Source organism: Vibrio sp. Y20_XG_PY13 (genome assembly GCF_024181925.1).
In the GTDB taxonomy this organism is placed as follows: domain Bacteria; phylum Pseudomonadota; class Gammaproteobacteria; order Enterobacterales; family Vibrionaceae; genus Vibrio; species Vibrio parahaemolyticus.
Genome location: NZ_JAMZAL010000008.1, coordinates 48,167 through 70,581 on the forward strand (window position 1 = coordinate 48,167; position 22,415 = coordinate 70,581).

Here is a 22,415-nt window from a genome sequence, read left to right on the forward strand (position 1 = left end):
AGCTTTTAGGGTTAACTAAAGCGTAATGTTGGAAGCTCAACACGCTATAGATTACGTCGGTATTCGCGCAGTTAGCACTCGACGAAGATGACGAACTCGACGTTCAACTTTAACCGCTTCAGGCACGCTGGTTTGAGTAACTCGCCCTTCACGATCTAAACCAATATCCCTTAATAAATGAACATTGGTCCATGGAACATCATGAGAACTGCGGCGCACGGTACGTTGCCATTCTCTCTCTTCACGTTTTAAATCCGCTTTAATAAGCAAAGTCGCCAATGTTAAGTAAATTGAGTGACGCATAATTTTTCTCCAATTAAACGATAAATGATCGACTGGGAAAAATAGTACGCAGAGACACAGAGAGATCTGTTGAGACTAAGCCGCTACTTTTCCGCAGCCTAGTAAACATAAATTAGGTTACGGATTAATTTTTATCTTGTGAGCCAGTGGTATCGTTAATATCCGATTTAAAAGCTATCGGAGATTTAGACATACGATCAGCGCAAGCAGTGGTGTTAACAACGTAATGTTTCATCTTGCGCCTCCTAGCTAAAAAAATAATCCGTGTGTGAAGTGATATAACTCAACGAGTTATGGCTAAATTGTAAGCGTTGATGAATATATATCAAACAATTTCTATGCTTTCGATAAAAAACAAATCAATACCCTGAAGATAAGTTGCATATGTTTTTTCATATAACATATTCATCTAGGGAATATATAAAACTTCGAGTTTTATATATCAGAACGTATACAACGAAAAAGAGCGACCAGCAAGGTCGCTCTTTCAATTCGATTCACTCTTTGAATTACATCGCTTGATCGGAAATCAAGTTGTGCTTGTTAAGTAGTCGATACATGGTTGCACGCGACACACCAAGTTCTTTCGCCGCATTGGAAACTTGACCAGAGTGCGACTCCAACACAACCAATAACGCATCACGCTCACTCTTTTCACGAATTGATTTCAAACTGCGTTTTGAATCATTACGTTGCGGCAAATCGAGATGATGCTCTTCAATCATCACGCTGTCAGACATCAACACCGCACGCTTAACTTGGTTCATCAACTCGCGAACATTACCAGGCCAGAAGTAACGAGTCAGAGCTTTCAAAGCGTCCTCTGAGAAACTTTTTGCTTGAGAGTTGTACTCTTTAGAGAACTCTTGCAGATAGAAGCGAGCTAGTAGTGCAATGTCACTCGCGCGCTCTTTCAAGCTTGGTACGTTGATACGAAGTACGTTGATGTAATGGTACAACTCTTCGTTGAAGTCGCCATCAATCAAGGCTTTTTCTACGTCTGACGAGTTAGCAGCAAGAATACGCACATTCACATTCTTCACACCTTCGCGCGTTTCAATCGTGCCCTCTTGCAAGAACCTTAACAGGTTCATTTGCTGGTCCTTCGAAATGGTCAGAATGTCATTAAACAACACAGTACCGCCATCTGCTTGTTCCAACAGACTTGGGCCCATCTCAGCATCCGCAGCAATACCAAAGACTTCCGCTTGGAAACGTTGCTCATTCAAAGCGCGGCAGTTAATCGACATAAAGGGCTTATGAGAACGGGAAGATACTTTGTGAATTGCACGAGCAACCGCTTCTTTACCAGTACCACTCTCACCAGAGATCAGAATACTCACGTCCGTAGGACCAATTCGCTTAACTTGATCGCGTAAGCGCTTCATCGGGATAGATTCGCCAATCAGCCCCATATCGAGGCTATTGCCAAAGCTTGGCCAAACTTTTTTCTCTAGCTTGAGCATACCAAGTTGGTGGCCGATGGTGCTCAACAGTTGGGCATCTGGGATTGGGGCAGTAAAAAAGTCGATACAGAAGTTAACGATGAATTGGCAGATGGTGTCTGTGCCGAGCTGAGACTCACGAATAAACGCCAACCAACGCACGTGCTTATGAGAACTCACTAAGTTTGCCAGACCATTCAAGCTAAACTCGTCATGGCTCAGGTCAACGATACCGATACAAGGCCCAATATCTTCCAATAACGTGTTAGCTTTGCGTAAGTCGCCTACTTGGTGACACTTCCAGCCAACTTGTTCCAGTACTGATAACCAAGGCTCATAAGTACCGCCAACTACCACAAGCGATCCCGGGATGGAATCCATCTTAAACTGCCCAGCCATTCTCTAACCCTTATTCTTTTGTTGATAGAAATTTCGCGCCACAAACCCATCTTTGCGAACGGGTAACATTATCGAGACTACGACGCTCGAAGTCTGTCTCAATATTAAGACTATGCAATAGATTGAGATTTGGCGAATACTTATTTGCATATGCCATCAAAATCAAAATGCAACTTATTGAATTTTAGGAAATTAAAGATACAAAAAAACCACCCGAAGGTGGTTTTTTGTCATTGTTCAGCAAAGAATTACGCTTGTGGGCGCATTGCAGGGAACAAGATCACGTCACGGATAGTGTGCGTGTTAGTTAGCAGCATAACTAGGCGGTCGATACCGATACCTTGACCTGCTGTTGGTGGTAGACCGTGTTCTAGTGCAGTGATGTAGTCTGCATCGTAGAACATCGCTTCGTCATCACCAGATTCTTTTGCTTCAACCTGTGCTTTAAAGCGCGCGTCTTGGTCTTCTGCATCGTTAAGCTCTGAGAAGCCGTTTGCTACTTCACGGCCACCGATGAAGAACTCAAAGCGGTCTGTGAAGAATGGGTTGTCATCGCTACGACGTGCCAGTGGAGAAATATCCGCTGGGTAGCCAGTGATGAACGTAGGCTGCATTAGTTTAGGTTCTGCAGTTTCACCGAAGATCTCTTCAAGAAGCTGACCACAAGTCCAGAAAGGTTCTACTTCAACGTGAACAGATTTCGCGATAGAAACCATTAGTTCGCGGTTTTGTAGATCTTCTTCCGTTAGCGCTTGGATTTGAGCGTGGTCTGGGTTGTAGTGTTTGATTGCTTCAAACATGCTCATGCGAGCGTACTTACCGCCAAACTCAACAGTATCTTCACCGTAAGGCATTGATGTTGAACCTAGAACTTCTAGTGCTACAGAGCTTAGTAGTTCTTCAGTGAAGTCCATTAGATCTTTGTAATCCGCGTACGCCATGTAGAATTCCATCATTGTGAATTCTGGGTTGTGACGTGGAGAAAGACCTTCGTTACGGAAGTTACGGTTGATTTCGAATACGCGATCAAAGCCACCAACAACTAGACGCTTCAGGTATAGCTCAGGCGCAATACGCAGGTACATTGGCATGTCTAGCGCGTTGTGATGCGTAATGAATGGGCGAGCACTTGCACCACCAGGGATCACGTGCATCATTGGCGTTTCAACTTCCATGAACTGTTTAGAGATCATGAAGTTACGAATTGCAGACATAACTTTAGAACGTACAACGAATGCATTACGAGAATCTTCGTTAACGATTAGGTCTACGTAACGCTGACGGTAACGCATTTCTTGGTCAGTCAGACCGTGGAACTTCTCAGGAAGTGGACGAAGTGCTTTTGTTAGCAACTCGTACTCTTCCATGTTCACGTATAGGTCGCCTTTACCAGATTTGTGTAGCGCACCTTTAACACCGATGATGTCACCGATATCAAGACCTTGGTATTTCTCTTTCAGTTCTTTTTGAACTTCTTTGTCTGCGTAAGCTTGGATACGGCCAGATGTTTCTTGAATTACTAGGAATGGACCACGTTTTGCCATAATACGACCAGCGATCGCTACTACGTGGTTAAGCTCTTCTAGCTCTTCCTTAGTCTTTTCACCGAACTCTTTTTGAAGGTCGCCCGCTAGTGCGTCACGACGGAAGTCGTTTGGGTGGCCGTTTGCTTTGCAGCTCTTTCGGATTTCGTCCAGTTTAGCGCGGCGCTCAGCAATCAGCTTGTTTTCTTCTTGTACAGTTTCGTTTTGAACAGCATCAGTCATTTTCGATGTATCCTGTTTTTGTCGGTGAAAAGCTTTATAGGCCTGATTTCAGGCTAGCTTCAATAAATTTGTCCAGATCGCCATCAAGAACCGCTTGAGTATTACGGTTTTCAACGCCCGTACGGAGGTCTTTAATGCGTGAATCATCCAATACGTAAGAACGGATCTGGCTACCCCAGCCAATGTCAGACTTAGCGTCTTCATTAGCTTGTTTTTCCGCGTTTTGCTTTTGCAATTCAAGCTCAAATAGCTTCGCTCGAAGCTGTTTCATTGCCTGATCTTTGTTCTTATGTTGAGAACGGTCGTTTTGACACTGCACCACAGTATTCGTTGGTACGTGCGTAATACGTACCGCAGATTCAGTGGTGTTGACGTGCTGACCACCCGCACCTGACGCACGGTAAACGTCGATACGCAGATCAGCAGGGTTAATGTCGATAGCAATGTTTTCATCAATCTCTGGGTAGATGAACGCAGACGCAAAAGACGTATGACGACGGCCGCCTGAATCGAATGGCGATTTACGTACTAAACGGTGAACACCAGTTTCTGTACGTAGCCAACCGTAAGCGTAATCACCAGAGATACGAACCGTTGCAGATTTAAGACCCGCAACCTCACCTTCAGATACTTCGATTACTTCCGCCTTGAAGCCTTTCGCTTCTGCCCAGCGTAAGTACATGCGTAACATCATGTTGGTCCAGTCTTGCGCCTCAGTACCACCTGAACCTGCTTGCAAGTCAATGTAGCAATCAGAGCTATCGTGGTCACCAGAGAACATGCGGCGGAATTCTAGCTGCGCAAGCTTCTCTTCCAACTCTGCAAGTTCTGGTTCGATTTCATCAAACGTTTCTTGGTCTTGTTCTTCAACAGCCAGTTCAAGAAGACCATCAACATCTTCTACACCTTGCTCTAGTTGATCAATAGTTTCAACTACGGCTTCAAGTGATGCACGTTCTTTACCTAGTGCTTGTGCACGTTCAGGCTCGTTCCATACATCTGGCTGTTCAAGTTCTGCGTTGACTTCTTCTAGACGCTCTTTCTTCGCGTCATAGTCAAAGATACCCCCTCAGGACATTCGTGCGCTCAGACACGTCCTGAAGACGGTTTTTAATGGGATTGATTTCAAACATGTTTGCTCAACATTTTAGAATAGAATTTAACCGAGAAATTCTACTGAAAAATGTGACGGAGATACAGGAAAATTTCGGCTGAGAAATCAGATTACGATTAGAGAGAGCACGGTCATAAAATTTTACACCCGCTTAAGGGCAACCGTACTCTATATTTAAGAAAAGCTTAGGTATTACTTGGCTTCGATGTGATCAATCATCAGTTGCAATGATTGGTTACCACGAAATTCATTCACATCCAGCTTGTAAGCCAAACGTACAGTTTTGACCGATGCGTCAGGCCAACGGCGTAAATCGACGTTAAATGCAATTCCATCAATCATCACATTGGTCGGATGCCCTTTGTATAAAGGCTCCAACATCAGTTTAAGATGTTTTTCTCCCACCAATTTTTGGTGCAACACCTTAAACTCACCATCAAAGATTGGCTCAGGAAAAGCTTGTCCGAATGGCCCACCAGCGCGCAACTGCTCCGCAATGTGCATAGAAAACTCTTCCGGTTTTAACTCGCCATCAGTAAGAATCACGCCTTTTAGAGCCGCTTCGTCGAGCTCTTTTTTCACCACTTCATCGAATAAACGACTGAAACGCTCAAAATCTTGCTCTTTGATGGTTAAGCCTGCCGCCATCGCGTGACCGCCAAACTTGATGATCAAACCTGGATTTTGCGTATCTATGAAGTCCAACGCATCACGCATGTGTAATCCAGGAATCGAACGACAAGAACCCTTGATCGTCCCTTCACCACCGTCAGCAAAGGCAATGACTGGACGATGGAATTTCTCTTTGATACGCGAAGCGAGAATACCAATCACACCTTGGTGCCAATCGCGTTGGAACAGCGATAAGCCGTATGGCAGCTCGCTGTTTTCGCCAAACTGCAAACGTTCACAAAACGCCATCGCTTCTTGCTTCATGCCTTCTTCAATCTCTTTACGAGTCTGATTGAGTCCATCAAGCTCACTGGCCATGCGACGTGCGGCGTGGATGTTGTTACACATCAGCAGCTCAACACCAAAAGACATGTCGTCTAAACGGCCAGCGGCATTAATACGCGGCCCCAATGCAAAGCCGAAGTCCGATGCCACCAAACGTCGCGCATCGCGTTTCGCCACTTCAATCAGTGCTTGAATACCTGGGCGCGCTTTCCCCGCACGAATGCGCTGCAAACCTTGATGCACCAGAATTCGGTTGTTCTCATCAAGCGGCACAACATCAGCAACAGTGCCCAGTGCGACAAGGTCGATCAGCTCCATCAGTTTCGGCTCTTGCATGCCTTGCTGAGCAAACCAGTTGTGTTTGCGCATGTGGACGCACAACGCCATCATCAGATAGAACGCCACACCAACGCCAGCCAACGCTTTAGAAGGAAACGCACAACTGTCGAGGTTTGGGTTCACCATCGCATCCACTTCTGGCAGAACTTGTCCTGGCAAATGGTGGTCTGTCACCAATACGGTAATGCCATTTTCTTTGGCGTAGCGCACACCTTCAATCGACGATACGCCATTGTCGACCGTCATGATCATTTCTGCGCCAAGTTCCAATGCTTGATCGACCACCTCTGGGCTCAAACCGTAGCCATCTTCAAAGCGGTTCGGCACCAAGTAATCGACGTTATTGCTGCCAAGCATACGCAATGCCAATACAGAAAGAGCAGAACTCGTTGCGCCATCTGCGTCAAAGTCACCCACCACGATGATGCGTTTTTGCTCTTGAATCGCTTGGAACAATAACTTAACCGCCTGCTCAATGCCGCCAAGCTTTTGGTACGAATGCAATCCACGAGCAGAGGTTTCTAGCTGCGCGATGTCAGTAATACCGCGATTGATGTAAATGCGTTTTAAGATCGGAGGAATGGAATCTGGGAGAAGGGAAAGATCCGGTTCGGGACGTCGTTGAATTTCTATCATGCTTGAAAAGAGCCGACTATTGCGTCGGCTCTGCTCCTTAAAGGATTACAGTTGCTCTAAACGTTTCAGTAGTTCAGCTGGCGGTAAGTACCCACCAACCATCTCACCGTTTGGAAGGAAGATTGCAGGCGTACCTGAAATACCTAACTGACGACCAACGTTGTAGTGCGCTTGAATGGTCTCTTTACATTGCTCAAGATCTTTCGCTGGATTGTCGAAAGTGCGGCTCACTTTCGCGTTATGCATCGCCGCTTTTGGATCTTCTGCACACCAAATCGTTGCCATTTGCTCAGCAACAGGCCCTGTCGCACCTTGGCGAGGGTATGCCATGTAACGCACAGTAATACCTAGATCATTGTAGCCCTGCATTTGGTTATGCAGACGAACACAGTAGCCACAAGTGATGTCAGTAAACACGGTCACCACGTACTTTTCGTTGTCCGCTTTGTATTCGATCATGCTGTCTGCAAACTTAGCAATTTTCTCAGCATTCAAAGGCGCTTGGCGTTCTGCAAGTACGTCTTTGTAACCGCCGTTGTCATCAATCGCGTATAGCGTACCTGCAATAAAGTGATCGCCATTGTTTGACGTAAACAATATGCCGCCGTTGGTTTGAATTTCTAGCAGGCCCGCCACATCTGAAGGTTGAATATCAATAATAGACAGACCTAGTTTCGAGAACTTCGCTTTTAGCGCCGCTTCATCAAAGTGTTGTTGCGCAGTTGGCGCAGCCTGTTGTGCAGGAGTTTCGGTTTTTGCCTGACTTTCTTCCGCACCACACGCGGTAATAAAGAATGGTAAAGTCAGCAGAGTTAGTCGGCGTAATACGCTCATTAAAGTCACCTTTAAATAAATTCTTTTCATCCAATCAAAAAGGATGAAGCAAGCCATCATTATGCTCTTGGGTGGTGTTGACTGTGGATCTGCTTCAATCGTTCAGTCGCCACGTGAGTATAAATTTGCGTGGTCGATAAGTCACTATGCCCTAGCAGCATCTGTACGACCCTGAGATCTGCGCCATAGTTCAATAAATGCGTTGCAAACGCGTGGCGTAAAACGTGCGGCGAAAGCTGGTCGGTATCGATACCAGCAATGACAGCATAGTATTTGATACGATGCCAAAACGTCTGACGAGTCATTTGGCGTGCTCGTTTACTTGGGAATACCACATCGGAAGACTTATCTCCCAATAATGCAGGACGACCTTGCTGGATGAATGTATCAATCCACTCGATCGCATTCTCCCCCATCGGCACCAAACGCTCCTTGCCACCTTTACCCGTCACACGCACGACGCCCTGACGTAAACTGATGTTTTCCATCGTCAGGCTGACGAGTTCTGTCACACGCAACCCAGTCGCATACAACAACTCAAGCATGGCTTTATCGCGCAGCTCTACCGGATCATTCGGATCTGGCGCGTCCAAAAGTGCGTCCACTTGCTCTTCACTGATGTCTTTCGGTAAGCGTTGTGGCAATTTCGGGCTGACCAACAAGGCACTTGGGTCATCGGCACGTACTTTTTCGCGGTGAAGATACTGAAACAAACGGCGAATGGCTGACAGCATACGAGCACGTGACGTCTGCTTGTAATCCAAATCCACCAGATACGTTTGGTATTCTTGAAGTCCAGACAAACTGATGAAATCGAGGCGGTAACGATGATGCTCCATCCAAGTGAGAAGCTTCATTAAGTCATTTCGGTACGAAGCCAGCGTATTCTCTGACAGACCGCGCTCCATCCACATTGCATCTAAGAATTGCTCAACAAGCGCAAAATCTTGTTGATTGACAGGCTGTTGTGCCGTCATTCACGCTTCCTTTTATTGTTCATCTATACCCTGTGAGAGTAAGACAGCGCCAGTGTGAATGCTATAAAAAATTGGCTCAGGTGGGGAATCTCACGATATTCGCTGCATTCCTAGGCAGTTTAAGGTTAAAATCCTCTGCAACAGCAACACAAAAAACGACGAATATAATGAAAATCGGACTCTTTTACGGCTCAACAACCTGCTACACCGAGATGGCAGCAGAGAAAATTCGCAACATTATTGGTGCAGACCTTGTCGATATTCACAATGTGAAAGAGACGCCGCTATCGCTGATGGCTGAGTATGATTTATTGCTTCTAGGCATCTCGACTTGGGACTTTGGTGAGATCCAAGAAGATTGGAGCGCTAGTTGGCAAGACATCGCGTCTACGCCCTTGAAAGGCAAAGTTGTGGCGCTATTTGGTCTTGGCGACCAAGAAGGCTATGGTGAATGGTACCTTGATGCCATGGGCCTACTGCACGACGAGTTAAAAGCAACCGGCGCCCAGTTTATCGGTTATTGGCCAAACGAAGGCTATGAGTTTGAAGCCTCGAAAGCGCTAACGGAAGATGGCAGTCAATTTGTTGGCCTAGCACTAGATGAAGACTCTCAATACGACTTGAGTGACGAGCGAATTGAAAAGTGGTGTGAACAAGTACTTGTGGAGTTCCACGATACGCTTTAAGCACCGACGCTTACGTTGATGCGAACCAGATACAAAAAAGCCCGATGAATCACTTCATCGGGCTTTTTCATTATTCAATTTCTAGCGTCTTTACGCCGCTTCTTCTCGTAGTTCTGGTTGAACAGATTTAGAGATGAAGAACATGCAGATGATAGCTGCCAGAGTAGGAAGAACCCAACCCATGCCCACTTCAAACAGCGGTAGTACGTTGAACGCAGATACATCCAAACCAGCAACTTTCGCTGCATCAACAAGTGCGAACAATAGTGATACTAGCAGTACCGCACGGTATGCAAAGCGAGGATTTGGCAGCTTGCTACGAACAAAGGTAAGAGCAACCAAAGCAATCGCCACTGGGTAAAGGGCAAACAGTACAGGTACAGAGAGCGAAATCAATTGCGCTAGACCAACGTTAGCAACTAGCGCACATACTGCACCGTTGATTAGAACCCACTGCTTGTATGACAGTGATGTCTTCGAGCTGAAGAAATCAGAACATGCTGAAATCAGACCGATAGCCGTTGTCAGACACGCTAGCAATACAATCACAGAAAGAACGATTTGACCGTAAGGGCCAAACAACGCTTGAACGTACTGGCTTAAAATCAGACCACCGTTGTCTGCACCCGCAGCAACTGTTGCGCTGGTAGCGCCTAGGTAGAATAGCGAAATGTAAACAAATGCTAGACCAGCCGCCGCGATACAACCTGCAAAAATCAGGTACTTAGTCGTCGCAGAACGCTCCGTAATACCTTTGCCGCGCAGTGCATCCACCATCAACATACCAAACATCAGCGATGCGAAAGTATCCATGGTGTTGTAGCCTTCAAGGAAGCCTTTGGTTAGTGGCTGAGTTAGGTACTCACCGCGTGCACCGATCATATCGCCTTGAGGATCTAGGAATACTGCAACAGCAAGAATGATCAAACCGACAAACAGCGCTGGAGTCAGCACTTTACCGATCAAGTCGATAAGACGGCCTTGGAACCAAGAAAACAGCATTGCAACCGCAAAAAAGATCACAGAGAACGCGGTAAGGTGCGCTTGAGAAGCTTCAACAAAGAATGGCTTCACGGCCATCTCGTAAGCTACTAGACCTGTACGAGGCGCTGCAAACGCAGGACCAATAATGATGAAGATAAGTGCTGCCATCAATACTGCTGCTTTTTTCGGAAGATCTTGAGTCAAGTGATCCCATGATCCACCTGCTACAGCAATAGCAACGATAGTAATAAGAGGTAGACCTACCGCTGTTAGCAAGAAACCGAACATCGCTGGCAATAGGTTTTCACCCGCGAGCTGACCCGCTAGAGGTGGAAAGATGATGTTGCCTGCACCTAAAAAGAACGCAAATAGCATAAAGCCTACTGCGACAATATCTGTTAGTTTTAACGTCTGCTTCACAGATAACCCTTTTCTTTATTTAATGAATGTTGTGTATGCATCGACCACTTTTTTGTATACCCAAAAGTTAATGAGTATCTGTGGTTCAATCTATAAAATTTTCGCCGCATAATGACGAAAGACTCATCATTTGGCAACCTTTAAGAAAAAAACACCATATTAATTTAGTTTTTAAACTTAAAAGCAGTGTATCTAACTAGATCAAAAGAACCGTACAGTTCTTTATCTCGATCAATTAACCATACAATTTAATAACCAACAAAACAACAATCTATACAAATAAGAAACAATAGAGAATTTCACTTAAATATTGAGCAGATAAAAAACAATCATGAAGAGCGGAAAATTTCAAACTAAAGGCTTCAAGTTTAAGCAGTTTTGTATCGAAGGAGGCGAAAGTGGCATGCCGGTGAGTACCGACGGCGTGATGCTTGGCGCGTGGATGGAAAGTCCGAGCCCTGCCCATATCTTGGATATCGGGACAGGAACAGGGTTACTCGCTTTGATGTGTGCTCAACGCTTTCCTGACGCAAAAATTACCGCCGTTGACATCGAAACCACAGCGGTTGAAGCCGCAAGCCACAATTTTTCGCACTCGCCGTGGCACGACCGACTCTCAGTTCAGCATACCGATGTTTTGAGTTTTTCGCCGCCGCAACGCTTTCAACGCATTGTTTGCAACCCACCCTATTTCAACACTGGTGAGCAAGCTAAACAAAGCCAGCGAGCAACCGCAAGGCATACCGACTCCCTACGCCATGATGCGTTGCTTAAGTGTTGTTATCAGTTGCTAGATACAGAAGGAAAAGCCAGCTTTGTGCTGCCAATCACCGAAGGGGAGCTATTTATTGAACTAGCATTAACCCAGGGTTGGGCTCTATCTCGACTGTGCCGCGTGCAACCATCGGAAAAGAAACCCGTGCACCGTTTGCTGTTTGAACTGGCAAAGCAACCTTGCGATACTCAAGAGTCACATTTGATCATTCACTCATCAGACGGTTACAGCGATGATTTTGTCCGCTTAACCCACGAGTTTTATCTTAAGATGTGAAATAACATGTGATCCTTATCACCAATCACTTTATAATGTGCGACCTTTTTATATTCTATGCTGCTTTGGCGAACCATTAACCAAGCTTTGCTTGTGGAGAACTCATTGTGATCAGAACCTTTGCTGAACTTGATCTAGACCAAAACCTACTTGAAGCCATTGAAGAGATGGGCTACGAACGCCCAACTAAAATTCAGGCAGAAGCGATTCCACAAGCGTTGGATGGTCGTGACATTCTAGCGTCAGCGCCAACGGGTACTGGTAAAACTGCAGCCTTCGTTCTGCCAGCATTGCAATACTTGCAAGATTTCCCTCGTCGTAAACCTGGGCCAGCGCGTATTTTGATCCTTACGCCAACTCGCGAACTAGCTATGCAGGTTGCCGACCAAGCTCGTGCTTTGGCAAAGAACACTAAGCTGAACATTTTCACGATCACAGGCGGCGTTCAATACCAAGAACACGCAGACATCCTAGCAACTACGCAAGACATCGTAGTTGCAACACCAGGCCGTCTACGTGAGTACATTGATGCAGAACGTTTTGATTGTCGTGCTATCGAATGGCTGGTTCTCGATGAAGCAGACCGCATGCTGGACATGGGCTTTGCTCCAACGGTTGACCGTCTGTCGAATGAATGTCGCTGGCGTAAGCAAACCCTTCTGTTCTCAGCAACACTAGAAGGTAAAGGCGTAGAAGGCTTCACAGCTGACCTACTGAACGAGCCAGCAGAGATCGACGCAAAATCGCCACTGCGTGAGCGTAAGAAGATTGCTCAATGGTATCACCGTGCTGATAGCGCAGAACACAAACTGGCTCTGCTGAAACATATCATCACAGAGCAAGCTGAGCGCACTATCGTGTTCTTAAAAACTCGTGAACGCTTGGCAGAGCTACGTGCACAACTTGAGAGCGCACAAATCCCGTGTTCGTGGATTCAAGGTGAAATGCCTCAAGATCGTCGTAATAATGCCATTGCACGTTTCCGTGACGGTACTGTGAACGTGCTACTAGCAACTGACGTTGCGGCGCGTGGTATCGACCTTCCTGATGTTTCTCACGTTATCAACTACGACATGCCTCGCACGGCTGACGTATACCTTCACCGTATCGGCCGTACAGCTCGTGCAGGTAAGAAAGGTAACGCAATCTCAATCGTAGAAGCGCACGACCAGCCAATGATGGATCGCGTAGCACGTTACGTGAAAGAAGACATCAAAGAGCGTTTCATTAAAGAGATGCGTCCTAAGCACAAGAAACCTGTGTTTAAGAAGAAAAAGAAAAAAGAAGACAAGAAGAAAACAGCGAAAAAGAAAACCGCTAAGAAGAAGTAATCTTGTTGAGGCTTAAAAAGCCCAAATAGAAATAACAAAGGGTTGGCAGTGCCAACCCTTTTTCGTTTGTGTAGCTTTCAATTAATAACGCGTATTGCGCTTCAATCAGTTTTGCTCTTCACGTTTAAATACCAAGTCTGTTGGTGTCGACTCTTCCTCAACGAAGTAGTAGCCAGCGGTATCAAACTTCGTTAAATCCGCCACGCTCTCAATGCGATTTTCGATGATGTAACGCGCCATCATGCCACGCGCTTTCTTCGCATAAAAACTGATCACCTTGTATTGGCCATTCTTACAGTCTTTGAAAATTGGCGTAATCACTTGTGCATCCAAGCTCTTTGGCTTCACTGCTTTAAAATACTCATTCGACGCAAGATTAATCAAAACATTGTCGCCTTGCTCAGCAATCGCTTCATTGAGCTTGTCGGTAATCACATTGCCCCAGAACTGGTACAGGTTGCTACCTTTATCGTTCGCCAGTTTTGTTCCCATCTCCAGACGGTATGGTTGCATTAAGTCGAGCGGTTTGAGCAGACCGTACAGACCAGATAGCATGCGTAAGTGTTTTTGCGCGTATTCGAAGTCCGCATCTGATAGTGTTTCAGCTTCCAAGCCCGTGTACACATCACCTTTAAACGCCAAAATGGCCTGACGCGAGTTTTCCGTTGTGAACGTTTCGCTCCACTCTTGGAATCGCCCGACGTTCAGATCGGCTATTTTGTCACTCACTTTCATTAAAGAGGCAACATCAGCAGGCGTCAGTTTGCGGCAAACGTCGATCAATTCTTTTGAATATTCAATTAACTCTGGTTGAGTAAATTTTTCTGTCGCTAACGGAGACTCGTAATCGAGGGTCTTCGCTGGAGAAACTACGATAAGCATGACTTTCACTTCCCTAATTTTGTTTTTTATTAGGGTACAAAAAAAGCCATGCATTGTCTGCATGGCTTTACGAATCGTCTTAATAGCTTTTAACGATAGGAGAACACTTAGTCTTTCTTAGTGTTGTCCCAAATACCGTCTTCTAGCTGAGACTTAAGCTCAGGGAAATCGTTCGCATCGAACGTTGGTACTTTACCTTCGCCTAGCTGGCGGTTGTAGTCTTTCGCCAGTTTGATCACGATACCCGATAGCAACAGAATCGCTACCAAGTTAACAATCGCCATCAGACCCATCGAAACGTCAGCCAACGACCAAACCACAGGAAGAGACGCTAGCGCACCAAACATTACCATGCCCAGAACCACAACGCGGAAGATGCTTAGACCAGCTTTATGGTTGTGCTCCAAGAAGATCAGGTTCGTTTCTGCGTAAGAGTAGTTCGCGATGATTGAAGTAAACGCGAAGAAGAAGATTGCAACTGCAACAAAGATGCCGCCCCAATCACCAACTTGCGAGCTCAATGCACGCTGAGTTAGCTCAATACCAGTAACTTCCGTTGCCTGACCTACATACTCGCCCGACATCAGGATAATCGCTACTGTTGCAGAACAGATAACAATCGTATCCATGAATACGCCTAGCATCTGAACGTAACCTTGAGATGCTGGGTGCGGTGGGTAAGGCGTTGCCGACGCTGCCGCGTTAGGCGCAGAACCCATACCCGCTTCGTTCGAGAATAGACCACGTTTGATACCGTTGATCATTGCTTGTGCAATCGCATAACCAAGACCACCCGCTGCTGCTTCTTGCAGACCGAATGCGCTCTTGAAGATCAGCATCAATACATCTGGTAGTTTCTCTAGGTTTGAGAATACAACGAACAATGCAAGTACTAGGTATAGCAGTGCCATGATAGGAACGATCAGCTCAGCTACTTTCGCGATACGCTTGATACCACCGAAGATAACTACAGCTGACAGTGCAACAACAGCAATACCAACGTATAGGTCATTCCAACCAAATGCGTTGCTCATTGCGTTTGCAATTGAGTTCGCTTGTACGGCGTTGAATACCAAACCAAAAGCGATGATTAGGAAAACAGAGAACAACACGCCCATCCAACGCATGCCCAAGCCTTTTTCCATGTAGTAAGCAGGACCACCACGGTAGTTGCCATCATCATCTTTGGTTTTGTATAGCTGCGCCAGAGTACTCTCTGCAAACGACGTTGCCATACCAAGCATTGCGATCAGCCACATCCAGAAGATCGCGCCAGGGCCACCTGCAGTCAATGCAACTGCAACACCCGCCATGTTACCGGTACCTACACGTGCAGCAAGACTAGTACAAAGCGCTTGGAAAGAAGAAATACCAGCTTTGTCTGCTTTACGGCTGTTCTTAAGAACAGAGAACATGTGGCCGAAGTGGCGGAATTGGATGAATCCCAATCGAACGGTGAAGTAGATTCCTACACCTACAAGAAGATAAACCAGAATCGAACCCCAAAGGAGATCGTTCATCAAATTGATTAAGTCTGTCATGTGTACCTCAAAGTGAGTTGCGCCAGTCTGTGCGTCCGAGCCATCCACCAGATTGCCTGCTAAGTGTCAAAGTGTGCTTAGCTTTTTGAATAATGTTTATGCGCAATCTAGAATCGTAAACGTCGCTTCATGCATCCATTTTACGTACCAGCGTATTTTTTGACGGGCGGATAATGCAACCTAGGAACGCAAAAATCAATATGCAACCGCTATAATAACGTTGTTATTTTTCACTATAAAGTCACCAAAAAATAACATAAAAATAGGACTTAACACCCCAAACGCGCAACATTTCAATTACCAACATCCAACATAAATAATTACACCGACATTAATAGAACAGCACTCCATAAAAAACGAACCAAGCTAGTATTCACAAGGTGTTACATAAATTTATCTTTGCCGCCAGAGAGGTAATCGAACACTATTTCATCAAACACATTTTATGCAACTTCAACCTTTGCTTAGTACTCTAATTGAACGCATCAAATTAACATTGAAAATCTCTTCATTAAATCGTTTTCCCTTTCTCGTTTGTACATTTTTTATTCAATAGTTCACGAAGCAAAATGTGATTTTGAGAGAACTTTTGCACGAAAATGTCATGTTACCGACACAAATGCGAAATATATCATGGTTATTCTCACACCTATTGTGGTACTTAAAAAACTCCACAAGGACTGGTTACAACAGTTTAGATAAAGAAGGGTAAAGGTGGCTTATGGAAGGCTTTCAACTAGATGAGATTTTCAATCTGGATACTACCTCAACAACAAGATCTCGCGCTAAACCAGTAAAAAGAAAGTGGCGTGAAATAGAAGAGATGAACGACAGACGTAACTTACTTAAAGAACTACGTGAACTTGATGTTTGCAACGACTACAGCTTAGACGACATCAAACTCTAATTTGAACAAAAGGCACCCTAACGGTGCCTTTTGTTTTTGTATAGAGCAGGGTTACATGTTCTGATTCTCTACGTCTAAATGTTTACGTTGACGGAATTCTTACTCAATGAGAATTAGCCGTTCTTTTTATCGAGAATTGGTTATGTTGAATTTCCATTCAATTCTCAAACAATAAGAATTACCACAAATAAACCCGAGCAAGATTTATAGAGACTCGGGCTTTGAGTAAGTTAAACAAACTCCATATCGCTTTGACGAACGCGCTCGGCAAGCTGTTTGTAGCGATCCGCAATCGTGTCACCAAATACAGGGTCGTCTTCGCTCTCTGTCCACAGACTTTCAACGTGTTGCCAGTCTTCAGTAGTAAAAAGCTCTTCAATTAATGGCAGGATTTTTCTCTCTTCGAGCTCAAGGTGACGCTTTTGCGACTCAATGAAATCTTCTAGCTGAGCAATAAAGATGTCTTGAGGAACAACCGCATCTTGCAAAATCATCTCAATGAGCATCGAAAACTCTTTGGTCTTCTCGGCGAGCTCTTGGTGCTCTTTCTCCAAGTTTTCCATGGTTTGTTGCTTACCGTAATGCTTGAGGAAATGATGGTAGAGAATATCTTCTTTCGGATGATGAATTTTTTCCGAATGGTTTGAGAGGTAATCAACAATCTCGCTTACTAGCGAGTAATTAATGGCGTTTTCTTCTTTAATTTCGTTGAGTTTATGGCGCAATATGGCCAGCAGGCGAACCATGTAGCCGTGTTCGCGTCGAATTCTTTCGATCATCATAGCGTCTCTCCTTAACACCTACTTTCAATAAGTGTACATGAGAAATTCGCCACCAGCTTCGAGCATGCTCAAAAAAACAGCGATCATTGCACCATGATCGCTGTCTCTTCTTTTATACCGTTAACGGTAAATGCCAGTTGATTGGCTCTTTTCCTTGCGAAGCAAGTAATTGGTTTGCTTGGGAGAAATGCTTACAACCCAAGAATCCTCGATGAGCAGACAATGGCGATGGATGCGGCGCGGCTAATACATGGTGCTTCGAGCGGTCGATGAAACGCCCTTTCTTCTGAGCGTGAGATCCCCATAAAAGGAACACGACCCCATGCTGATGCTGGTTTATCGCTTCAATCACTCGGTCTGTGAATGTTTCCCACCCTGTTTTAGAGTGTGAGTGCGCTTTGCCTTGCTCAACCGTCAAAACCGTATTGAGCAACAATACGCCTTGCTCTGCCCAGCTTTGCAAGAATCCGTGCTGAGGGATCTGGAATCCTTCGATATCTTGAGCCAATTCTTTATACATGTTCACGAGCGACGGTGGCGTTTTGATTCCAGGAAGCACAGAGAAGCACAAACCATGCGCCTGATTTGGACCGTGGTATGGGTCTTGTCCTAAGATCACCACTTTCACATCGTTAAACTCCGTGAAACGAAATGCGTTAAAAACATCTTTTGCTGGCGGGTAAATCGCTTTGCCTGCTGCTCGTTCTGCTTCAACAAAATTCAACGTGTCTACAAAGTAGCTCTGCTTTTTCTCTTCGCCGATCACATCGTGCCAAGTGGGTGACTGATTCATGGAAAGTTCCTGTCCTAAATTTTGCTTCTATTCTAACGAGCGAAACCCAAACAAACAAAAACTTACCACGAACCTGAGAACAGCAATAAAAGACTAATGCTTCTGCGGCGTTCTAAAATGACCTTGCCCAGTAATGTGGCGATTAGGCATCGGCAGACGCAGTACGCGGCGACTGTAAGCATAGGGAGCAAAAGAGAGTGGTCGAGACATAGTGGCATCCTTCTTTCTTAATTCAAATTGACTTAAACGACTAAGAAAGAAAGGTGCCAACTTTGCGATTACATTATTGGTTGTTAATAGCGGCTAAATGAAACTGGCGCAGTGTGTTGATCTCTTGCTGCCAGATGTCCGGATCAATTGTTTCTAAAATCAGAGGGATACCATCAAAACGAGAGTCTTTCGCAATGTACTCGAAACAATCCCACCCGATCTCTCCTTTACCTAAAGAATGGTGGCGATCCACTTTGCTAGCAAACTCTACTTTTGAATCATTTAGATGCATTGCTCGCAAATAGTGCATACCAACAATACGGTCAAATTCAGCAAAAGTGCGTTCGCAATCTTCTTTTGTACGCAAGTCATAACCAGCCGTAAAGGTATGGCAGGTATCAATACAAACACCGACACGATCTTTATCTTCCACTTGCTCGATGATTTCAGCTAAGTGCTCAAACTTCCAGCCAAGATTTGTGCCCTGCCCCGCAGTATTCTCAATCACCGCTACCACATCCGGTACAGTTTTGTGCGCTAAGTTGATTGACTCAGCAATCGTTGCCAAGCATTCCTGTTCAGAGACTTTCTTTAGGTGACTACCCGGGTGGAAGTTAAGCAAAGTCAGTCCCAACTGATTACAACGCTCCATTTCATCGATGAATGCAGCGCGTGACTTATCCAACTTGTCCGCTTCTGGAGCACCTAAGTTAATCAGGTATGAGTCGTGCGGGAGAATATGTTCTGCGCCGAAACCCAGCATTTTACAGTTCGCTTTAAATGCACTGATGGTTTTTGCTTCTAAAGGCTTCGCCACCCACTGGCGTTGGTTTTTTGTAAATAGTGCGAACGCATTCGCGCCAATTTCGCGAGCTCTCAACGGCGCTTGATCGACCCCACCAGCAGCAGAGACATGTGCACCTATGAGTTTATTACCAAACTTGTTTTTCATGTTTGTCATTTAATCACTTTAGACTTTCAGTATCGCTACCCAAATACAGATAGTTGCGTTAATCAGTTTAAATTCTAAGCTCAATTTGTAGTAAATTTACAACAAATTGAGTTATTAAATATTTTTTATATTATCAAATAAATTGTAATTAGTATGTTTTCAAAGGTTTTATTGATTTAACTCAACAAAATCACCTTAATAAAAATAATGTTTTTGGTTGTTTTTTGACTTAAATCAATATTAAAATAGTGGATATTAGCTATATAATACTCAGCTCAACAAAAATTCGAAAATTAACACCAATAATCACCACGTAAGTGGTCTAGGAGATAGTGATGATCCAAGGTATCCAAATTACTAAAGCAGCAAACGACGAACTACTAAACTCAATCTGGCTACTAGATAGCGAGAAGAATGAAGCACGTTGTGTTGCTGCAGCAACTGGTTACGAAGCAGACCAAGTTATCGCAATCAGCGACCTAGGTGAATACGAAAGCCGCGAAGTAGCTATCGAAACTGCACCTCGCATCGAAGGTGGTCAACACCTAAACGTGAACGTTCTTAAACGTGAAACGCTAGAAGATGCAGTTGCTCACCCAGAAAAATACCCACAGCTAACAATCCGTGTTTCTGGTTACGCAGTACGCTTCAACTCGCTAACGCCAGAACAACAACGTGATGTTATCGCTCGTACATTTACTGAGACTCTATAATAGAGTACGCTCAGGTAAGTTTTAAAAACGGCGCTCAATGAGCGCCGTTTTTTTATGTTCGATTTCTGCCCGAGACCAACCCTATAAAAACAAAAAGGCGGAGACAATGCCCCACCTTTTTATCGCATATTCAGTTTTGGTTACTGAACGCGGCGTAATACTGTTTTTAGTGCATCAAAATCCGCATCAAGATCTTCAGACAACAACTCCATCGCAGCATGTTTAGCTAGTGGTGCAGGCAGTTCGATATCCGTCTGAAGAATATCATCTACAACCTCTTTGAACTTCGCTGGGTGCGCAGTACACAAGAACAGACCCGTTTCACCTTCTTGCAGTTGCTCTTCCAATACGCGGTAAGCAATCGCACCGTGTGGCTCACATAGGTAGCCTAATGCGTACAAGTCTTTTACTGATTGTGCGCTTTGCTCATCAGAAACTGCGCCTTTACCTAGTGTCTCAAGGCCCCACTCTTTCACACGGCATAGCTCTTCGATACGCGGCCAGTTGTTCGGTTGGCTTACGTCCATCGCATTTGAAGTGGTTGCAACCGTTGGTTTTGGCTCCCATTTGCCCGTTTCGAGGTAACGAGGCACCGTGTCATTCGCGTTGGTAGCAGCAATAAAACGTTTGATAGGTAAACCTAGCGCTTTTGCTAATAGACCTGCTGTTAGGTTACCAAAGTTACCGCTTGGTACAGAAACCACGAGGTTTTCACGCTCTTGCTTACTCATTTGCGCCGCAGCTTCAAAGTAGTAACAGATTTGCGCCATCAAACGGCTAATGTTAATTGAGTTTGCAGAGTTAAGACCGATCTCTTCGCGCAGTGCAGCATCATCAAAGGCTTGCTTAACAAGAGCCTGACAAGCATCGAAGTCGCCATCGATCGCTACGGTGTGAATGTTCTTACCAAGCGTACAGAATAACTTCTCTTGCAGTGGGCTGATCTTACCTTTCGGGTAAAGGATCACCACATTAATGTCTTCCATTCCGTAGAAAGCGTGCGCAACAGCCGCGCCAGTATCGCCTGACGTTGCGGTCAAAATGGTGATCTTGCCGCCATTAGAAACTGCCGCAAGGGATTGCGCCATGAAGCGGCCACCGAAATCTTTAAATGCTAACGTCGGGCCATGGAAAAGTTCTAGCGCGTAAACGCCTTCTTTTACTTGGTTGATTGGTGCTGGGAATTGGAATGCAGCATCAACCATTGCGTTAACTTGCTCTTCCGCCAGTTCATCACCAATCAGTGCTGATAGGATCTTGGTGCTACGAGAGACAAAATCTTCTGCTAGCAACGCATCAACGTCTTCAAATTTTGGTAATTCCGATGGGAAAAATAGGCCTTGATTACGACCTAATCCTTGGCGAACGGCTTGGCCAAAGGAAACTTGTTCATCATTTTCTTTTATATTGTAAAGCTTCATAGCTCACTTCCTGTTACTTTCGAACCCTGCTTATCTAAACGACAAACGTGGACGAATCCTTCTTCGTTTTGTACGTAATTTTGTTCTAGCCAGCGAGCAACTCGCTCAGCGACATCTTTCTGTTTGCAAATACTGAACAGTGTCGGACCACTGCCAGAAATACCAGTTGCTAACGCACCTGCTGATGCTGCGTACTGACGCGCATTCGCAAAGCCCGGAAGCAGTTTCTCACGATACGGTTCTGCGATCACGTCTTTGATCATTTTTGCAGCGAGCTCTGGCTGACCAGAGTGACATGCATGAATAAAGCCCGCAAGGTGACGGCCATGGGCAATGATATCTTGTCGACGATATTGAGATGGTAGGATTTCACGCGCTTCAGCCGTCGACACTTTAATGCCCGGATACGCCATCACCCAATACCACTCGTCAAAGCAAGGGACTTCTTGGCTGATGATGCCCAGCTCTTCAAGCATCAACTGGACACCACCAAGGTAACATGGAGCAACATTGTCGTAGTGAATACCACCCGAAATTTTACCTTCCATTTCACCCATTAAAGCCAGTAATTCCGTTTCATTCAAAGGCTGGTCGTGGAATCGGTTTAGCGCGTCTAACGCTGCCACAATAGAACAAGCACTTGAGCCCAAACCAGAACCAATAGGCATGTTTTTCTCTAGCGTCATTTCAAGTGGTTTTAGCTCAATGCCTTTTTTATCCAGTTCACGAGCAAACACCACCCAACAATCGTAAACGATGTTCTCTTTTGGATCGGTTGGTAACTTCGAAACAAAGTGCCCAGCAGTGTTTAGACTGAACGGCTCAGTCCCTGCTTTTACTTGAACTCGATCACCCAACAAAGTGCCGTCAACTGGGGACACTGCCGCCCCCAGCACGTCAAAACCTACGCTAACATTACCAATTGAAGCTGGGGCATAAACCACCACGCCCATATCACTTGAACTCATTCTT

At 45.2% G+C, this 22,415-nt stretch carries 20 protein-coding genes; 5 read left to right on the plus strand and 15 right to left on the minus strand.

Going from position 1 to position 22,415, the window contains the following annotated elements; translation table 11 throughout:
• Positions 1 to 51 precede the first annotated feature (51 nt).
• From NL646_RS17820 to xerD, 7 genes are all read right to left on the minus strand, one after another.
• On the minus strand, positions 52 to 303 hold the full coding sequence (locus NL646_RS17820; RefSeq protein WP_005459410.1) for a hypothetical protein: 252 nt from the start codon (positions 301 to 303) through the stop codon (positions 52 to 54).
• A 509-nt stretch (positions 304 to 812) separates the two neighbouring features.
• The gene (vpsR, locus tag NL646_RS17825; RefSeq protein ID WP_005459408.1) at positions 813 to 2,147 is read right to left on the minus strand and encodes a cyclic-di-GMP-binding transcriptional regulator VpsR; all 1,335 of its coding nucleotides are present in this window, start codon (positions 2,145 to 2,147) and stop codon (positions 813 to 815) included.
• A gap of 248 nt (positions 2,148 to 2,395) precedes the next feature.
• Positions 2,396 to 3,913, minus strand: coding sequence for a lysine--tRNA ligase (gene lysS, locus NL646_RS17830; protein WP_005459407.1), 1,518 nt, complete (start codon positions 3,911 to 3,913; stop codon positions 2,396 to 2,398).
• Positions 3,914 to 3,947: 34 nt separating this feature from the next.
• A protein-coding gene (prfB, locus tag NL646_RS17835; RefSeq protein ID WP_097371395.1) for a peptide chain release factor 2 occupies positions 3,948 to 5,046 on the minus strand; the annotation gives its coding sequence in 2 pieces (ribosomal slippage) (positions 3,948 to 4,970 and positions 4,972 to 5,046; 1,098 coding nt in all).
• 173 nt (positions 5,047 to 5,219) lie between these two features.
• Positions 5,220 to 6,959, minus strand: coding sequence for a single-stranded-DNA-specific exonuclease RecJ (gene recJ / locus NL646_RS17840; protein ID WP_253664498.1), 1,740 nt, complete (start codon positions 6,957 to 6,959; stop codon positions 5,220 to 5,222).
• A gap of 45 nt (positions 6,960 to 7,004) precedes the next feature.
• The gene (gene dsbC / locus NL646_RS17845) at positions 7,005 to 7,793 is read right to left on the minus strand and encodes a bifunctional protein-disulfide isomerase/oxidoreductase DsbC (RefSeq protein WP_253664499.1); all 789 of its coding nucleotides are present in this window, start codon (positions 7,791 to 7,793) and stop codon (positions 7,005 to 7,007) included.
• 59 nt (positions 7,794 to 7,852) lie between these two features.
• Complete coding sequence (xerD, locus tag NL646_RS17850) at positions 7,853 to 8,770, minus strand: site-specific tyrosine recombinase XerD (protein WP_153644456.1); 918 nt, start codon at positions 8,768 to 8,770, stop codon at positions 7,853 to 7,855.
• A 167-nt stretch (positions 8,771 to 8,937) separates the two neighbouring features.
• Between xerD and fldB the strand changes: the two genes are divergently transcribed.
• Positions 8,938 to 9,456 (plus strand): flavodoxin FldB, encoded by a 519-nt coding sequence (fldB, locus tag NL646_RS17855; RefSeq protein WP_253664500.1) that lies wholly within the window; start codon positions 8,938 to 8,940, stop codon positions 9,454 to 9,456.
• 90 nt (positions 9,457 to 9,546) lie between these two features.
• Here the strand turns inward: fldB and brnQ are convergent, their stop codons facing one another.
• Entirely contained in the window at positions 9,547 to 10,860 is a 1,314-nt protein-coding gene (gene brnQ / locus NL646_RS17860) for a branched-chain amino acid transport system II carrier protein (RefSeq protein WP_005459396.1), read from the minus strand.
• A 331-nt stretch (positions 10,861 to 11,191) separates the two neighbouring features.
• On the opposite strand from brnQ, the gene NL646_RS17865 reads away from it, so the two are divergent.
• Together NL646_RS17865 and srmB are read left to right on the plus strand one after the other, a co-directional pair.
• A complete protein-coding gene (locus NL646_RS17865; protein ID WP_025622206.1) occupies positions 11,192 to 11,911 on the plus strand; it encodes a tRNA1(Val) (adenine(37)-N6)-methyltransferase in 720 nt (239 codons plus the stop codon).
• Positions 11,912 to 12,018: 107 nt separating this feature from the next.
• Positions 12,019 to 13,242: an ATP-dependent RNA helicase SrmB gene (srmB, locus tag NL646_RS17870; RefSeq protein ID WP_005479730.1), complete on the plus strand. Its 1,224-nt coding sequence runs from the start codon at positions 12,019 to 12,021 to the stop codon at positions 13,240 to 13,242.
• Between the two features lie 105 nt (positions 13,243 to 13,347).
• On the opposite strand, the gene yaaA is transcribed toward srmB, so the two are convergent.
• Positions 13,348 to 14,124: a peroxide stress protein YaaA gene (gene yaaA / locus NL646_RS17875; protein WP_017449551.1), complete on the minus strand. Its 777-nt coding sequence runs from the start codon at positions 14,122 to 14,124 to the stop codon at positions 13,348 to 13,350.
• Positions 14,125 to 14,231: 107 nt separating this feature from the next.
• Positions 14,232 to 15,665 carry a sodium:alanine symporter family protein gene (locus tag NL646_RS17880; protein WP_005459389.1) on the minus strand — a complete coding sequence of 478 codons (1,434 nt, stop codon included), beginning with the start codon at positions 15,663 to 15,665 and terminating at the stop codon, positions 14,232 to 14,234.
• 721 nt (positions 15,666 to 16,386) lie between these two features.
• Between NL646_RS17880 and NL646_RS17885 the strand changes: the two genes are divergently transcribed.
• On the plus strand, positions 16,387 to 16,572 hold the full coding sequence (locus NL646_RS17885) for a DUF3545 family protein (RefSeq protein ID WP_005459060.1): 186 nt from the start codon (positions 16,387 to 16,389) through the stop codon (positions 16,570 to 16,572).
• 230 nt (positions 16,573 to 16,802) lie between these two features.
• Here the strand turns inward: NL646_RS17885 and NL646_RS17890 are convergent, their stop codons facing one another.
• The 3 genes from NL646_RS17890 to nfo form a co-directional block, all read right to left on the minus strand.
• Positions 16,803 to 17,354 carry a hemerythrin domain-containing protein gene (locus NL646_RS17890; RefSeq protein ID WP_005459058.1) on the minus strand — a complete coding sequence of 184 codons (552 nt, stop codon included), beginning with the start codon at positions 17,352 to 17,354 and terminating at the stop codon, positions 16,803 to 16,805.
• Between the two features lie 112 nt (positions 17,355 to 17,466).
• Positions 17,467 to 18,147, minus strand: coding sequence for a uracil-DNA glycosylase (ung, locus tag NL646_RS17895; protein WP_005465920.1), 681 nt, complete (start codon positions 18,145 to 18,147; stop codon positions 17,467 to 17,469).
• A gap of 283 nt (positions 18,148 to 18,430) precedes the next feature.
• Positions 18,431 to 19,318: a deoxyribonuclease IV gene (gene nfo, locus NL646_RS17900; RefSeq protein ID WP_031828137.1), complete on the minus strand. Its 888-nt coding sequence runs from the start codon at positions 19,316 to 19,318 to the stop codon at positions 18,431 to 18,433.
• Positions 19,319 to 19,644: 326 nt separating this feature from the next.
• Between nfo and grcA the strand changes: the two genes are divergently transcribed.
• Positions 19,645 to 20,022, plus strand: a complete 378-nt coding sequence (gene grcA / locus NL646_RS17905; RefSeq protein ID WP_005459053.1) for an autonomous glycyl radical cofactor GrcA — start codon at positions 19,645 to 19,647, stop codon at positions 20,020 to 20,022.
• A gap of 140 nt (positions 20,023 to 20,162) precedes the next feature.
• Here the strand turns inward: grcA and thrC are convergent, their stop codons facing one another.
• Both thrC and thrB read right to left on the minus strand, forming a co-directional pair.
• Entirely contained in the window at positions 20,163 to 21,443 is a 1,281-nt protein-coding gene (gene thrC, locus NL646_RS17910) for a threonine synthase (protein WP_029823505.1), read from the minus strand.
• A complete protein-coding gene (gene thrB, locus NL646_RS17915) occupies positions 21,440 to 22,396 on the minus strand; it encodes a homoserine kinase (RefSeq protein ID WP_005479586.1) in 957 nt (318 codons plus the stop codon). Before thrB ends, thrC begins: the two co-directional genes overlap by 4 nt.
• Between the last annotated feature and the right edge of the window lie 19 nt (positions 22,397 to 22,415).